This window comes from Nonomuraea sp. CA-218870 (genome assembly GCF_050936535.1).
In the GTDB taxonomy this organism is placed as follows: domain Bacteria; phylum Actinomycetota; class Actinomycetes; order Streptosporangiales; family Streptosporangiaceae; genus Nonomuraea; species Nonomuraea corallina.
In genome coordinates this window covers 4,190,574-4,204,687 of record NZ_JBNJMN010000001.1, presented here as the reverse complement: position 1 = coordinate 4,204,687, position 14,114 = coordinate 4,190,574, and the positions used below count along the sequence as shown (strand labels likewise).

At 73.4% G+C, this 14,114-nt stretch carries 11 protein-coding genes; 5 read left to right on the top strand and 6 right to left on the bottom strand.

Annotation, left to right across the window (positions count from 1 at the left end):
* Positions 1 to 49 precede the first annotated feature (49 nt).
* The 3 genes from ACQEUU_RS20335 to ACQEUU_RS20325 all read right to left on the bottom strand — a co-directional run bounded on the left by ACQEUU_RS20335 (position 50) and on the right by ACQEUU_RS20325 (position 3,460).
* Positions 50 to 1,036 (bottom strand): Acg family FMN-binding oxidoreductase, encoded by a 987-nt coding sequence (locus tag ACQEUU_RS20335; protein WP_433068129.1) that lies wholly within the window; start codon positions 1,034 to 1,036, stop codon positions 50 to 52.
* A gap of 74 nt (positions 1,037 to 1,110) precedes the next feature.
* Entirely contained in the window at positions 1,111 to 2,070 is a 960-nt protein-coding gene (gene cydB / locus ACQEUU_RS20330) for a cytochrome d ubiquinol oxidase subunit II (RefSeq protein WP_433068128.1), read from the bottom strand.
* 10 nt (positions 2,071 to 2,080) lie between these two features.
* Positions 2,081 to 3,460: a cytochrome ubiquinol oxidase subunit I gene (locus ACQEUU_RS20325; protein ID WP_433071909.1), complete on the bottom strand. Its 1,380-nt coding sequence runs from the start codon at positions 3,458 to 3,460 to the stop codon at positions 2,081 to 2,083.
* A 194-nt stretch (positions 3,461 to 3,654) separates the two neighbouring features.
* On the opposite strand from ACQEUU_RS20325, the gene ACQEUU_RS20320 reads away from it, so the two are divergent.
* Entirely contained in the window at positions 3,655 to 4,617 is a 963-nt protein-coding gene (locus tag ACQEUU_RS20320) for an Acg family FMN-binding oxidoreductase (protein WP_433068126.1), read from the top strand.
* Positions 4,610 to 7,216 (top strand): GNAT family N-acetyltransferase, encoded by a 2,607-nt coding sequence (locus ACQEUU_RS20315; protein WP_433068124.1) that lies wholly within the window; start codon positions 4,610 to 4,612, stop codon positions 7,214 to 7,216. The genes ACQEUU_RS20320 and ACQEUU_RS20315 overlap by 8 nt, the downstream gene beginning before the upstream one ends.
* Positions 7,217 to 7,324: 108 nt before the next feature.
* Here ACQEUU_RS20315 and ACQEUU_RS20310 read toward each other — a convergent pair whose 3' ends face one another.
* The gene (locus ACQEUU_RS20310) at positions 7,325 to 7,981 is read right to left on the bottom strand and encodes a CBS domain-containing protein (RefSeq protein WP_433068122.1); all 657 of its coding nucleotides are present in this window, start codon (positions 7,979 to 7,981) and stop codon (positions 7,325 to 7,327) included.
* Between the two features lie 167 nt (positions 7,982 to 8,148).
* Between ACQEUU_RS20310 and ACQEUU_RS20305 the strand changes: the two genes are divergently transcribed.
* Genes ACQEUU_RS20305 through ACQEUU_RS20295 form a run of 3 tightly spaced genes read left to right on the top strand, consistent with a single transcriptional unit; the run spans position 8,149 to position 12,421 of the window.
* Positions 8,149 to 8,898 carry an HAD family hydrolase gene (locus ACQEUU_RS20305; protein ID WP_433068120.1) on the top strand — a complete coding sequence of 250 codons (750 nt, stop codon included), beginning with the start codon at positions 8,149 to 8,151 and terminating at the stop codon, positions 8,896 to 8,898.
* Positions 8,895 to 11,819 (top strand): pyridoxamine 5'-phosphate oxidase family protein, encoded by a 2,925-nt coding sequence (locus ACQEUU_RS20300; RefSeq protein WP_433068118.1) that lies wholly within the window; start codon positions 8,895 to 8,897, stop codon positions 11,817 to 11,819. The genes ACQEUU_RS20305 and ACQEUU_RS20300 overlap by 4 nt, the downstream gene beginning before the upstream one ends.
* Entirely contained in the window at positions 11,816 to 12,421 is a 606-nt protein-coding gene (locus ACQEUU_RS20295) for a DinB family protein (protein ID WP_433068116.1), read from the top strand. The genes ACQEUU_RS20300 and ACQEUU_RS20295 overlap by 4 nt, the downstream gene beginning before the upstream one ends.
* Here the strand turns inward: ACQEUU_RS20295 and ACQEUU_RS20290 are convergent.
* Both ACQEUU_RS20290 and ACQEUU_RS20285 read right to left on the bottom strand, forming a co-directional pair.
* Positions 12,418 to 13,191, bottom strand: coding sequence for a DUF6544 family protein (locus ACQEUU_RS20290; RefSeq protein ID WP_433068115.1), 774 nt, complete (start codon positions 13,189 to 13,191; stop codon positions 12,418 to 12,420). The genes ACQEUU_RS20295 and ACQEUU_RS20290 overlap by 4 nt on opposite strands.
* A complete protein-coding gene (locus tag ACQEUU_RS20285; protein ID WP_433068113.1) occupies positions 13,188 to 14,039 on the bottom strand; it encodes a universal stress protein in 852 nt (283 codons plus the stop codon). Before ACQEUU_RS20285 ends, ACQEUU_RS20290 begins: the two co-directional genes overlap by 4 nt.
* Positions 14,040 to 14,114 lie beyond the last annotated feature (75 nt).

Below are 14,114 nucleotides of genomic sequence, written 5' to 3'. Positions count from 1 at the left end.
CCGTACGGCCCCGCGCCCGGGTGACCTTGGTCCCGCGGGCGGGGGCCTTTCAGCCGAGGAGATCCTCCACCGGGCGGCGCACGGCGTCCTTGTCGTCGAACGTGATGCCCAGCCGCATGATCATCTGCGGGTACTCGCCGGAGCACAGCTCCTCGCGCAGGAACTCGCGCAGGTGGGACATCTCCAGCACCTGGGTGTGGAAGGCGGCGCTGACCCCGTACGCGGAGGCGTGCAGGAGCACGCGCTGCAGCGACTGGCCCGCGGCGAGCCAGTCCTCGCGGGTGTCGCCGGGCGTGGTCAGCACGGCCACGACGCCGGTGGAGGTCGCCCCGGGGTCGCCGTTCCCGCTGCCCCACCCGTGACGCCAGGAGTAGTCGCGCTGGGCGAAGTGCGGCTCGGTGGGGGCGGGTTCGCGGGGGTAGGCGCCGGCGGGCACCCCGTCTGCGCGCTTGCTGCCCGGCGGCCTGGCCCAGCGGATGACCTCCAGGCTGAAGCGCCGGTCCTGGGCCTGCACCGCCTGCGCGGCCCGGGTGAGCGCGGCGAGCACGGCGACCGCGTCCGGCGCGGCCACGGGGGTGAGCCGGCCGCCTTCGGCCTGTGCGCTCTTGACCAGCGCCTCGACGAGCCGCTCGGGCACCGGCAGGCCGGTGAAGCCGGCCCGGTGGGTGCGCCGCCGCTCGATCTCGGCGGCGAGGAGCGAGACGCCCTCGTCGGGCTCCACGGCGGCGCCGGGCTTGACGACCGCCAGCAGGGCGGGCCGGTCCGGGTCGGGCATGACGCGCACGACCGGCTCGTAGCCCGCCCGCCGGACGGCGGTCCGCATGGTGAACAGGGCCGCGCCGCAGCTGATGAGCATCTCGCGGCCCTCGGCGTCGCTGACGCGGAGCTTGCGCTCGGTGTCGGCCCGCAGACTGATCTCCTCACCGGTGACGGCGAAGGTCCACGGCTGGGTGTTATGCACCGAGGGCGCCCAGCGGGCGGCCTCGACTGCGGCTTCGACGGCCGCCTTGGGCGAGCGGCTGGCCGGACGGTTCATGACTGCACCTCCAACTGACGATAACTCAGCGCATCACACCGTCCGGCGGCCAGGCAGGGCCCAAGGTCCCGTCGCTACGCCCCCGTCAGCCGGCGGCGGAACACCCAGTACGTCCACCCCTGGTAGATGAGCACGATCGGGGTGAAGATGACCGCCACCCAGGTCATCACGGTCAGCGTGTAAGGGCTGGAGGCGGCGTTGGTGATGGTGAGGCTGTTGGCCGGGTCGAGCGCGGGCATCACGTTCGGGAACAGGCTGGTGAACAGGGCCGCCACCAGCCCGGCGATGGCCAGCGCGCTGCCGGTGAACGCCCAGCCGTCGCGGCCGCGCACGGTGGCCAGCAGCGACGCGACCAGCGCGACCGCGGCCACGCCGGTGATCACCCAGTAGGCCGGCTTGTCGCTGCCCAGCAGCACCAGGAAGGCGGCGGCGACCACGATGGTCAGCGGGCCGAGCAGGCGGGCGATCTTCCTGGCCCGCTCGCGCAGCTCGCCGGTGGTGCGCAGGGCCAGGAACACGGCGCCGTGCGAGGCGAACAGCAGCAGCGTGGCCACCCCGCCGAGCAGCGCGAACGGGTTCAGCAGGGTGAAGAGGGTGCCGGTGTACTCGTGGTCGGCGTCCAGCGGCACCCCGGCGACGATGTTGGCGAACGCCACGCCCCACAGCACGGCCGGGCCCAGCGAGCCCCAGAAGAAGGCCCGGTCCCACCCCTTCTGGCTGTCGCTCTTGTTGCGGTACTCCAGCGCGACGCCACGCAGGATCAGCGCCAGCAGGATGAGGAAGAGCGGCAGGTAGAAGCCGGAGAACAAGGTGGCGTACCACTCGGGGAAGGCGGCGAAGGTGGCGCCGCCGGCGACGAGCAGCCACACCTCGTTGCCGTCCCAGACAGGCCCGATGGTCTGCACGACGGTGCGCCGCTGGGCCTCGCCGCGGGCCACGAACGGCATCAGGATGCCGACCCCGAAGTCGAAGCCCTCCAGGACGAAGTAGCCGGTCCACAGGACGGCGATGAGCAGGAACCAGATCGTTTCCATGGCGTGATCCTCAGTAGCTCAGGGCGGGGGCGGCCTCGGGCTCGGCTTTCGGCTCCTCGTCCTCGGCGCCGAGCCTGATGAACTTCAGCAGCAGCCGGACCTCGATGACGGCGAGGATCGCGTACACCAGGGTGAAACCGACGAGCGTGATGGCGACGGAGGTGATGTCGACGCCGGGCGAGACGGCGGAGGCGGTCTGCATGAGGCCGAAGACCGTCCACGGCTGGCGGCCCATCTCGGTGAAGATCCAGCCCATGGTGTTGGCCACGAACGGCAGCCCGATGCCGAGGATGGCCAGCCGGTAGAACCACGGCCCTTCGGGCAGCCGTCCCTTCCTGGTCAGCCAGAGCCCGATCAGGGCGAGCCCGGCGGCCAGCATGCCGAACCCGATCATGAACCTGAAGGACCAGTACGCGACCCCGACCACGGGCACGTAGTCGCCGGGGCCGTACATGGCCTCGTAGCGCTTCTGGATGTCGTTGATGCCCTGGACCTCACCGTCGAGGGTGTTGGTGGCCAGGATGCTGAGTCCGTACGGGACCTGGATGTTGATGTGGTTGCGGCCGTTCTCGACGTCGCCGACGGCGAACAGGGAGAAGCCGGCGGACCTCTCGTCGTCCCACAGCGCCTCGGCGGCGGCCATCTTCATCGGCTGCTGCTCGGTCATGAGCTGGGCCTGCCAGTGCCCGGTGAAGGACACGCCGGCGGCCGAGACGAGGGCGACGGCCAGCGCCCCGCGGATGGCCGGGCGGAAGATGGAGACCTGCTTCTTGCGCATCAGGAACCAGGCGCCGACGCCGAGCACGAACGCGGCGGCGGTGAGGAACGCGCCGAAGATCACATGGGGGAACGTGACGAGGGTGGTCGGGTTGGTCAGCACGGCCCAGATGTCGGTGAGCTCGGCGCGGCCGTTGTTGATCCGGTAGCCGACCGGGTGCTGCATCCAGGAGTTGGCCGCCAGGATGAAGTAGGCGGAGATGTTGGTGCCGATCGCGGCGGTCCAGATCGTCGCCAGGTGAACCTTCGGTGGCAGCTTGTCCCAGCCGAAGATCCACAACCCGAGGAAGGTGGACTCCAGGAAGAACGCCATGAGCCCTTCCATCGCCAGCGGCGCCCCGAAGACGTCACCCACGAACCTGGAGTAGTCACTCCAGTTCATGCCGAACTGGAACTCCTGCACGATGCCCGTCACCACGCCCATGGCGAAGTTGATCAGGAACAGCCGCCCGAAGAACTTGGTGAGGCGCAGATACTCGGGCTTCTTCGTCCGATACCAGGCGGTCTGCCAAGCGGCCACGAGAATCGACAGGCCGATGGTGAGCGGCACGAAGAGGAAGTGGTAGACGGTCGTGATGCCGAACTGCCACCGGGATAGATCCAGCACGTCCATGAAGGCCAGCATCCTGCCAGGTCAGAGCGGCGCGTAGGGTCCGCGGACCTTTCCGGCAGGGACCTTCGGCCAGGTCCAACGGCTCCCCCGGCCGCGCGGCGGCTGAGCAGGGACTTTGGGCACCCGCGCAAAGGTCCTCCGTCCCTGACCGGCCGGCGCGCGGCTGGGGCAGGTTCGAAGACAGGAGGTGCGTCATGTCCCCTACCCTCGTCAGCTCCGACCTCGGCATCCGCCGGCTGCTCGTCGCGGCCGGTCAGGCTCCTTCGGTCTACAACACCCAGCCGTGGCGTTTCCGCGTGGTGCCCGGCCGGCACATCGAGCTGCTGGCCGACCCGGCCCGCCACCTGCGGGTCGCCGACCCGCGCGGCCGCTCCATGACCGTGAGCTGCGGCGCCGCGCTGTTCAACCTGCGGCTGGCGGTGCGTCACGTGGGCCGGCGGCCCGTCGTGTGGCTGCTGCCCGACCCGGAGCAGAACCCGCGGCTGATGGCGGCCGTGCGCATCGCCGAGGGCCGCCCGCCCACCGAGAGGAACCGGGAGCTGTACGAGCTGATCCCGGTGCGGCGCACCAACCGCGAGCCGTACTCGGACCGGCCGGTGCCGCCGTCGGTGCTCGGCGAGCTGCGCGTCGCCGCCTCGCGCGAGGGCGCGAACCTGGTGCCGCTGGACGAGGACGGCGTGGCCGAGATGCTCGACTACGTGGCGCTGGCCGAGGACGAGCTGACCCACGACCACGAGTACCAGGCCGAGCTGGCGGCCTGGACGATGCCGGGGGCGCGCTTCGACGGCGTGCCCGCCTACGTCCACGGCCCGCGCCCGGCCCGGGACCCGGGGCCGGTGCGCGACTTCGGCCGGCACGAGTACGACGCCCGGTTCGAGGAGCACCCGCAGCTCGTGGTGCTGACCACGCCGGGCGACCGGCCGCTCGACTGGCTGCGCGCCGGGCAGGCGCTGCAGCGGGTGCTGCTCACCGCCACCAGGCACGGGCTTTCCACGTCGTTCCTCAACCAGCCGCTCGACCTGCGCGACATGCGCGGACGCCGGGATCCCTACCACCGCCGCGGTCACGCTCAGATGATCATTAGGATCGGTTATGGACCGTACGTGCCGGGTAGCCCGCGCCGCCCAGCGAGCGAACTGGAGATGACTGATGCTTGACGGTTACGACGTCCTGCTCCGCGACGGAGGGATCGCCCGAATACGCCCGTTGCGTCAGGATGATCGGGAGGCGCTGCACGAGCTGGTGGACCGATCGTCCGACCGCTCGGCGTACCTGCGGTTCTTCACCGGGGGCCGGGCCACCGCGCACGCCTACATGGACCGCATCACCGGTCCCGGCTACGCGGGGCACGCGCTGGTGGGCACGTTCCGGGATCAGCTGGTCGCGGTCGCCGAGTACATCCCGTCCGGCGACGGCTCCGCCGACCTGGCGATCCTGCTGGACGACGCGGTGCACGGCCTCGGGCTGGGCACGCTCATGCTGGAGCACGTGGCGGTGGACGCGGCCGCGCACGGGGTGCGCAAGCTGGTGGCCGACGTGCTGGCCGAGAACCGGACGATGAGCAACGTGCTGCGCGACCTGGGCATGGACAGCACCCAGGAGTACGCCGACGGCAACCTGCGGGTGGTCATCGACGCGCGGGTCACGCCGCGGCTGCGGGCCGAGATCGAGGCCCGCGACCACGCGGCGGAGCGGGCCTCGCTGGACCGGGTGCTGGTGCCGCGCTCGGTGGCGGTGATCGGCGCCTCCCGCGACCCGTCGTCCGTGGGCCACACGGCGCTGCGCAACCTGATCGCCGGCGGCTTCGACGGCCCCGTCTACCCGATCAACCCGAGCGCGGACGAGATCGCCGGCCTGATCGCCTACCCGAGCGTGCTGGACGTGCCGGGGCCGGTGGACCTGGCCATCGTGGCGGTGCCCGCCCAGCACGTGCTGCGGGTGACCCGCGACTGCGCCGAGGCGGGGGTGTCCGGCCTGATCGTGCTGACCTCCGGGTTCGCCGAGGCCGGGCAGCCGGGCGCCGAGGTGGAGATCCTGCGCGTGTGCCGCGGCGCCGGCATCCGGCTGATCGGCCCGAACTGCCTGGGCGTGGTCAACAGCCACGCCCGGCTCAACGCCAGCTTCCTGCCCATCACCCCGACCGAGGGCCGGGTGGGGCTGGTGTCTCAGTCGGGCGCGGTGGCCGCCGCGCTGCTGGAGCGGCTGGACGTGTCCATGTTCGTCTCGGTCGGCAACAAGGCCGACGTGAGCGGCAACGACCTGCTGGAGTACTGGGAGGACGACGAGAACACCGACGTCATCGCCCTGTACCTGGAGTCGTTCGGCAACCCGCGCAAGTTCGCCAGGATCGCCGGCCGGGTCGGCCGCAAGAAGCCGATCCTGCTGGTCAAGAGCGGCCGCACGGGCGCCGGCGACCGGGCGGTCCGCTCCCACACGGCCGCCGCCGCCACCCCGGACGTGGCCGTGGACGCGCTGGTGCGCGCCTCCGGCGTGATCCGGCTCGACAGCGTGCACGAGCTGATCGACACCGCCCGGCTGCTGTCCACCCAGCCGCTGCCCGCAGGGCGGCGGGTGGCCATCGTCGGCAACTCCGGCGGGCCGGAGGCGATGGCGGCCGACGCCTGCGAGGCGGCCGGGCTGTCGGTGCCCGAGCTGCCGGCCGGGCTGATCAAGGCGCGCGGCAACGCGGCCGTCGGCAACCCCGTCGACCTCACCGCCGACGCCGACGCCGGCGAGCTCGGCGCCGCCATCACCGCGGTCGTGGGCTCGCCCGAGATCGACGCGGTGCTCGTGGTCTACACGCCGCCGTTCGGCTCCGGGCTGGAGGAGACCCGCAAGGCCATCGCGGCCGCCGCGACCGGCTCCGCCAAGCCCGTCCTGGCCTGCGTGGTCGGCCACGACGGCGTCATCGAGGGCCACGTGCCCAGCTACGCCTTCCCCGAGCAGGCCATCAAGGCGCTGGCCCAGGCCGTGCGGTACGCCGAGTGGCGGGCCCGCCCGCTGCCCGTCCACGAGGAGCCGCCCGCCGCCGACGTCGAGTCCGCCAAGGCGATCGTGCGCGACCGGCTGCGGGAGGAGCCCGACGGCGGGTGGCTCTCCCCCGCCGAGGCCACCCGGCTGCTCCGCTGCTACGGCGTGGACGTGGCCGAGGCGGTGCCGGTGCACGACGCGGACGCCGCGGCCGAGGCCGCCGCCCGCGTCGGGCTGCCCGCCGTGCTCAAGGTGACCGGTCCGGTGCACAAGAGCGACGTCGGCGGCGTCCGGCTGGGCCTGCGCACCGCCGAGGACGTACGCGACGCCTACCAGGACATGTCCGCCCGCATCGGGGCGGAGATGACCGGCGCGATCGTGCAGCGCATGCTTCCCGCCGGGGTCGAGATCATCGTCGGCGGCGTCAACTACCCGACGTTCGGGCCGCTGGTCATGGTCGGGATGGGCGGCGTGACGGCCGACCTGCTGGCCGACCGGGCCTTCAGGGTGCCGCCGGTGGACGCGGCCACGGCCCGGGAGCTGATCGACGAGCTGCGGTGCGCGCCGCTGCTGCACGGCTACCGCGGGTCCGCGCCGGCCGACGTGGAGGCGCTGGCCGGGCAGGTCGCCCGGATCAGCCGCCTGCTGGAGGACCTGCCCCAGGTCTCCGAGCTGGACCTGAACCCGGTCATCGTGACGCCGGACGGCGCGACGACCGTGGACGTGCGGATCCGGGTCGCCCCGGCCCAGGCTCCGCCGTCGCCGCTGCTGCGCCGCCTGCGCTGACCGTCCCGTTCACCGCACGCTCGTCACCGGCGGGCGTGCGGTGTCGTGTGCCCCGTGACGCGAGGAGGGGGGCCGCCCGGCCCGGCGGCCCCCTCCTCCGTGCGCGGACTACATCAGCGGCGGGACGACCATCAGGTCCTCCTTGACGGGCTCGATCTCGGTGGCGACGTCCACGACGCCCTCGACGGAGCGGGCGGCCTCCACGGCCGCGACCGCCTCGTACGCCCACCGGACGCGCCCGCCCAGGACGACGACGCCCTGCTCCACGCGGACGGTGAGGTCGCCGCCCTCCGGCAGCCGGGCGCGCACGTCCGCCTCGATGTCGCGCGCCGGGCGGGTGAAGACCCGCAGCACGTCGCGCTGGTGCAGGGTGCCGGCGATGCGGCCGGTGACGGGGTCGATGACCGGCACCTGCTTGATGCGCCGGTCGTGCATCAGCCGGGCGGCGTCCCGCACCGTCGTGCCCGGGGTGACGGTGACGGCGGGGGAGGTCATCAGCTGGCGCGCCCTGACCCCGGCGGCCTTCTGGTGCTCCCGTCGCTGCCGGGGGCTTTCGAAGATGGACACGCTGTGCCGTACCGAGTCGATCTCCTTGAGCAGCAGGTCATCCTCCGACACCACGCCGACAGGGCGGCGGTCGGCGTCGATCACCGTGACGGCGCCCACGGCGTAGCGCTTCATGGCGCCGATGATCTCGCTGAAGGACGCGTCCTCCAGCACCGCTATGGCGACCCGGCCCATGACGTCCTTGACGTGAATGGTCATGATGCCTCTCCTTCCTCCTCCACGATCCGTCATGGGGCGGGGGCGTCGGCAGCGGCGAAGGTCCCATCCCGCGGGGACCTAAGACCGGATCGCCGCGGGACCCGGGGCACGGCGGGGCGGGGCGGACGGCCATGGATGGGGCGCCGGCTCGCGGGTAGCGTCTTCGCATGGCCGCGATCGACCTCAGCACGCTGCGCGCCGTGGTCTTCGACACCGACGGCGTGGTCACCGACACCGCGAGGGTGCACGCCGCCGCGTGGAAGCACGTCTTCGACCGCTTCCTGCGCGGCCGGTCCGCCCCGTTCGACATCCGCGACGACTACCTGCGCTACGTCGACGGGCGGCCCCGCCTGGACGGGGTGCGCACCTTCGTGGCCTCGCGCGGCATCACGCTGCCGGAGGGCGGCCCCGAGGACGAGCCGGGCGCGCCGACCGTGCACGGGCTGGGCATGGCCAAGGACGAGCTGTTCGTACGGCAGATCGCCGAGCACGGCGTGGCCGCGTTCCCGTCCACGGTGGCGCTGCTGCACGAGCTGCGCCACCGGGGCTGCCGCACGGCGGTGGTGTCGGCGAGCAGGCACTGCCGGGCGGTCATCTCGTCCTCGGGCCTGCTGCACCTGTTCGACGTGCTGGTCGACGGCAACGACGCGGCCCGGCTGGGCCTTCCCGGCAAGCCGGACCCGGCGCTGTTCCTGGAGGCCGCGCACCGGCTCGGGCTGCCCCCGGCCGAGGTGGCGGTCGCCGAGGACTCGCTGCCGGGTGTGGAGGCCGGGCGCAGGGGCGGCTTCGGGCTGGTGGTGGCCGTCGACCGGGCCAAGGCGCAGACGCGGGCGATGGCCCGGGCGGGGGCGGACGTCGTGGTGCACGATCTGGCCGAGCTGGCCGTGTCGGGACGGGTGCCGGTGGGCCGTCGATGACGCCCTGGATCCTCACCTACGAGGGCTTCGACGCACGCCGTGAGAGGCTGCGCGAGGCGCTGTGCACGCTCGGCAACGGGCGCTTCGCCACCCGCGGCGCCACCCCCGACGGCCTGCTCCGCACCCCCGGCACGTACGCTGCCGGCCTCTACGACCGGCTCACCTCGCCCGTGGCCGGTCACACCGTCACCAACGAGGACCTCGTCAACCTGCCCGACTGGCTGCCGCTCACGTTCGCCACGCCGGGCTGCGACCACTTCCGCCCTGAGGACGCCGACCTGCTGGAGTACCGGCACGTGCTCGACCTGCGCGCCGGCCTGCTGGTGCGTGAGCTGCGCTGGTGCGACCCGGAGGGCCGCGTCACCCGGGTACGGCAGCGGCGGTTCGTGTCGATGGCCGACAGCACCATCGCGGCGCTGGAGACCACGTTCACGGCGGAGAACTGGTCCGGCCCGCTGCGGGTGCGGTCGGGCGTCGAGGGCGACGTGCGCAACCGCGGCGTGGCCCGCTACCGCGACCTGCGCGGCGACCACCTGACCGGGCACGCGACGGGGGTGGAGGGCGACCTCACCTGGCTGACCGCGACCACCCGCGGCTCACACGTCACGGCCGCGCTCGCCGCCCGGGTGGACGCCCCCGGCAAGGCCGAGCAGGCGGCAGAACCGGCCCGGACGACCACCCGCCACGTGCTGGACCTGGTGGAGGACGAGACGGCCACGGTGACCAAGGTGGTGGCGCTGGTGACCTCGCGCGACCCCGCCGTCCACGACCCCCGTTCGGCGGCCGTCCGGCACGTGCGGCTGGCGCCCCGCTTCGACGAGCTGCTGACCCGCCACACCACCGCGTGGGACCGGCTGTGGGAGTGCGCCCGGATGGACGTCAGCGAGCCGGAGATCGCCCAGGCGGTCCACCTGCACGTCTTCCACCTGCTGCAGACGATGTCGCCGCACACCGCCGACCTGGACGCCGGGGTGCCCGCCAGGGGCCTGCACGGGGAGGCGTACCGGGGGCACGTCTTCTGGGACGAACTGTTCGTCCTGCCGTGGCTCAACCTGCGCTTCCCCGAGGTCTCACGCGGCGCGCTGCGCTACCGGTGGCGGCGGCTGGGCGAGGCGCGCGCGGCGGCCCGCGCCGAAGGGTACGACGGCGCGATGTTCCCGTGGCAGAGCGGCAGCGACGGGCGCGAGGAGACCCAGACGCTGCACCTCAACCCCGAGTCGGGCCGCTGGCTGCCCGACACCTCCCACCTGCAGCGGCACGTCGGCCTGGCCATCGCCTACAACGTGTGGCAGTACCACCTGGTCACCGGGTCGATGCCCGGCTGGTGCGCGGAGCTGCTCATCGAGATCGCCCGGTTCTTCGCCTCCCTGGCCGTGCTCGACCCCGGCTCGGGCCGTTACGAGATCCGCGGCGTGATGGGCCCGGACGAGTATCAGACGGGCTATCCGGGCGCCGCCTCCCCCGGCCTGGACAACAACGCCTACACCAACATCATGACGGTGTGGCTGCTGCGGCGGGCGCTGGAGGTCGCCCCCTCGGTGCCGGGCGTGCACCACGGGGAACCGGCCCGCTGGGCCGACATCACCCGCCGCATGCGGGTCGACTTCCACGACGGCGTGATCAGCCAGTTCACCGGCTACGCCGACCTGCCCGAGCTCGACTGGGCACGCTACCGGGGGGTGCGCCGCCTGGACCGGGCGCTGGAGGCGCGGGGCGACGACGTCAACCGCTACAAGGCGGCCAAGCAGGCCGACACGCTGATGCTGTGCTACCTGCTCACCACCGACGAGCTGCTGTCCATCCTGGACCGGCTCGGCTACCCGGCGGACACGGGCCTGATCGAGCGGACGATCGCCTACTACCTGGAGCGGACCAGCCACGGCTCCACGCTCAGCGCGCTGGTGCACGCGTGGGTGCTGGCCAGGACCGACCGCGCCGCGTCGTGGGACCTGCTCGTCGAGGCGCTGAGGAGCGACATCGCCGACGTGCAGGGCGGCACGACCGAGGAGGGCATCCACCTCGGGGCCATGGCCGGTACGCTCGATCTGTTGCAGCGGTGTTATCTGGGGCTGGAGGTGCGTGACGACGGGCTGCGTCTCGATCCGCTCGTGCCCGACCGGCTCGGCACGCTGTCCCTGTCCGTGCGGGTGCGCGGCGTCCGGTTCGAGATCGAGGCCCGCGACGGCACCGTACGGGTCAACGGGGAGACGCTCACCGGCGGCACGGGCCGCACCTTCACCTTCGACCAAGGAGGAACGATCATGGCAGGCACCGGCGACCTCGGACGCCGCATCGCGCATCACCGCGAGCGGCTGGGGCTGACGCGCGAGCAGGTCGCCGAGCGGGCGGGCGTGACCCCGGGCTATGTGGAGTACCTGGAGGAGAGTCCCGGCCTCCCGACGGCCGCGACGATCTCCCGGCTCGCCGAGGCCCTCGACACCAGCGCGGACGACCTCCTCGGCGGCGGCCGGGACCGGCCGCCAGGCCACGGTCCGGCGGCGGCCTCGCCCCAGCTGGAGAAGCTGGACCGCGAGGAGTGCCTGCGGCTGATCGCGCCTGGCGGCGTGGGCCGGGTGGCGTTCAACGGCTCCCACGGCCCGACGATCCTGCCCGTCAACTACAAGCTCCACGAGGGCTCGATCGTCTTCCGCACCGCCCACGGCGGGGCGATGGACCGCGACCTGCGCACCGGCCTCGAAGGCGTGGAGATCGTGGTGGGGTTCGAGGTCGACCGGATCGACGAGGTGCGGCGCGAGGGGTGGAGCGTGCTCGTCCAGGGGCCCTACCACCACGTGCCGGACGAGGAGGCGGCCCAGGTGATCGGCGCCGCCGACGTGTCGCCGTGGGCGGGCGGCGAGCGCCTGCTCCACATCCGCATCATCCCGCAGCAGGTCACCGGCCGGCGGATCCACGGCCTGTGAGCCAGCCCGCGGACGAGAAGGAGATGCTCCTCCACTACCTGCGCGAGGCGCGCGAGTCGCTGGTGTGGAAGCTCGACGGGCTGACGGAGTACGACGCGCGCAGGCCGCTGACGCCGACCGCGACCAACCTGCTGGGGCTGGTCAAGCACGTCGCCGCGACCGAGCTGCTCTATCTGGGGCACGTGTTCGGGCGCCGCCTCGCCGAGCCGGTGCCGTGGCTGGAGACCGCCCTGGCGCCCGGCGCCGAGCCGAATCTCGACATGTGGGCCACGCCCGAGGAGACGCGCGACGACGTCGTCGGCTTCTACCGCCGCGTCTGGGCCAACTCCGACGCCACGATCGGCGCGCTCGGCCTCGACACGCCGTGCGAGATCCCGTGGTGGAGGCCGGGCACCCGCGCCACCACGCTGCGCCGGATCGTGGTCCACATGATCGCCGAGACCCACCGGCACGCCGGCCACGCCGACATCGTCCGCGAACTGATCGACGGCGCGGCCGGGCTGCGCCCCGACCGTGACAACCTGCCGCCGGTCGAGCGGGAGTGGTGGGCGTCCTACCACGCGCGGGTGGAGGAGGCGGCCCGCCGGGCGGCCGGCCGCTAGCGGTAGACGGCGTCCTCGATGGTGAAGCGGATGAACTCGCCCTCCGCCCACCGCTCCGTGCCCGGCCACCAGCCGCCCCGCAGCGCCACCGGGATGGTGAAGCCGTCGAAGACGCCCTCCCGCCCGCAGACGACGCCGAACGGGTGACGGCGGTAGCCGGTCCCGTCCGGGTCGCCCCAGCGGGAGACGGTGACGGCGGCGAGCCGGCCGTCGCCGGCCACGGTCAGCCGGACGTCGACGTCCTCGTCGCCGACCGGCAGGCTCGCGACGGCCTCGTTCGCGTCGACGTGCTTCCACCGGACGCGCGGGTCCAGGGCGGCCGCCGGGGCCAGCACGAACTCGCCCGCCAGCCGCCCCGCCGCGCTGCGGGTGATGTCGGGGCCGGAGCCGGACATGACGGGCAGGGCGTCCAGCACCCGCCAGCGCATCTCCCCCGCGCCGTCGTGGTAGCGGTCGAAGCCGTGCACCGGCAGCAGCCCCATCCAGGCGGTGGCCGCCCAGACGAAGCCCTCCATCGGCTCCAGCGCCTGGGTGGCGTGGAAGCGCCGCCAGGTGCCGAGCCTGATCTCGCCGCGCGAGCGGAGCACGACCGAGCGCAGCAGCGGAGTGCCGGGGGCGATGGCGCGCAGCACCCAGCGCCGGGCCGCCTCGGGCAGGTGGTCCGCCTGGCCGGGGTCGAACCGCGGCGCGCGGCCGGTGGTCTCCTGCAGGGTGTCCCAGTCGCGGCGGGCCTGACTGGTCAGGTGCGGCGGGGAGACGATGACGGTCATGACGTCCGCTCCCTCGGCCGTACCACCGCCACCGGGCAGTGGGCGCGGTGCAGCACCCCGTGACTGACGGAGCCGAGCAGCGCGGTGGCGAACCCGCCCAGCCCACGCGAGCCGACCACGACCAGGTCGGCGGCGCGCGAGGCGGCGGCCAGCGCGGGCACCGGGTGCCCGGTCACCGCCACCAGCACCGCCGCCACGCCCGGGTACTTCTCCAGCCACGGCCGCAGCCGGCGCGGGATGTCGTCCTCGATGCCGGCCGGCGGCAGCGGCCCGAACCCGGCGGGGTGGGGGGCGCCCACCGGCAACCGCCTGCCGTATATGACGCGCAGCCGCGCCTGGCGGGCCTGAGCCTGCTCCAGCGCGTACTCGACGGCGCACTCGGCGTCCTCGGAGCCGTCGTAGCCGACCGCGATCTCGTCGTGGCGGACGCGGGCCGGGCCGCGGACGACGACGATCGGGCCGTGCGCGTGACCGGCCAGGCCGAGCCCGGTGGAGCCGAGCGCCAGCCCGGCGAACCCGCCCAGGCCGCGGCTGCCGACGACCACGGTGTCGGCGTTCTCGGACTCGGCGCGCAGCCGCTCCACGACCGCGCCGGTGACCACCGCGGTGGTCACCTCCAGGCCGGGCGCGTGCTCGCGGGCCCTCCGCGCCGAACGCCGCAGCAGTTCCTCGGCCCGCTCGGTCAGCGAATCGTGCCCTCGCGACGCCGGATATTCGGGGATCCAGGGCTCGCGCACGTACACGACGCGCAGCGCCTTACGGCGCCGGGCGGCGTCCGCGGCGGCCCAGTCGAGCGCCAGCGCGGACTGCTCGGACCCGTCGACGCCGACGACGACGTGTGTGCTCATCTCCAGCCTCCTCGAGTACGGGAGCGCGGGCGAGGGCCGCTGCCTCCTCCCGTCAGCGCTCCCGCGAGCCTCGAC

Coding starts and splice junctions, on each gene's coding strand:
- ACQEUU_RS20305 (WP_433068120.1), top strand. CDS start 8,149: ATGGCCGCGATCGACCTCAGCACGCTGCGCGCCGTGGTCTTCGACACC.
- ACQEUU_RS20335 (WP_433068129.1), bottom strand. CDS start 1,036: ATGAACCGTCCGGCCAGCCGCTCGCCCAAGGCGGCCGTCGAAGCCGCA.
- ACQEUU_RS20310 (WP_433068122.1), bottom strand. CDS start 7,981: ATGACCATTCACGTCAAGGACGTCATGGGCCGGGTCGCCATAGCGGTG.
- cydB (WP_433068128.1), bottom strand. CDS start 2,070: ATGGAAACGATCTGGTTCCTGCTCATCGCCGTCCTGTGGACCGGCTAC.
- ACQEUU_RS20315 (WP_433068124.1), top strand. CDS start 4,610: ATGCTTGACGGTTACGACGTCCTGCTCCGCGACGGAGGGATCGCCCGA.
- ACQEUU_RS20320 (WP_433068126.1), top strand. CDS start 3,655: ATGTCCCCTACCCTCGTCAGCTCCGACCTCGGCATCCGCCGGCTGCTC.
- ACQEUU_RS20325 (WP_433071909.1), bottom strand. CDS start 3,460: ATGGACGTGCTGGATCTATCCCGGTGGCAGTTCGGCATCACGACCGTC.
- ACQEUU_RS20290 (WP_433068115.1), bottom strand. CDS start 13,191: ATGACCGTCATCGTCTCCCCGCCGCACCTGACCAGTCAGGCCCGCCGC.
- ACQEUU_RS20300 (WP_433068118.1), top strand. CDS start 8,895: ATGACGCCCTGGATCCTCACCTACGAGGGCTTCGACGCACGCCGTGAG.
- ACQEUU_RS20285 (WP_433068113.1), bottom strand. CDS start 14,039: ATGAGCACACACGTCGTCGTCGGCGTCGACGGGTCCGAGCAGTCCGCG.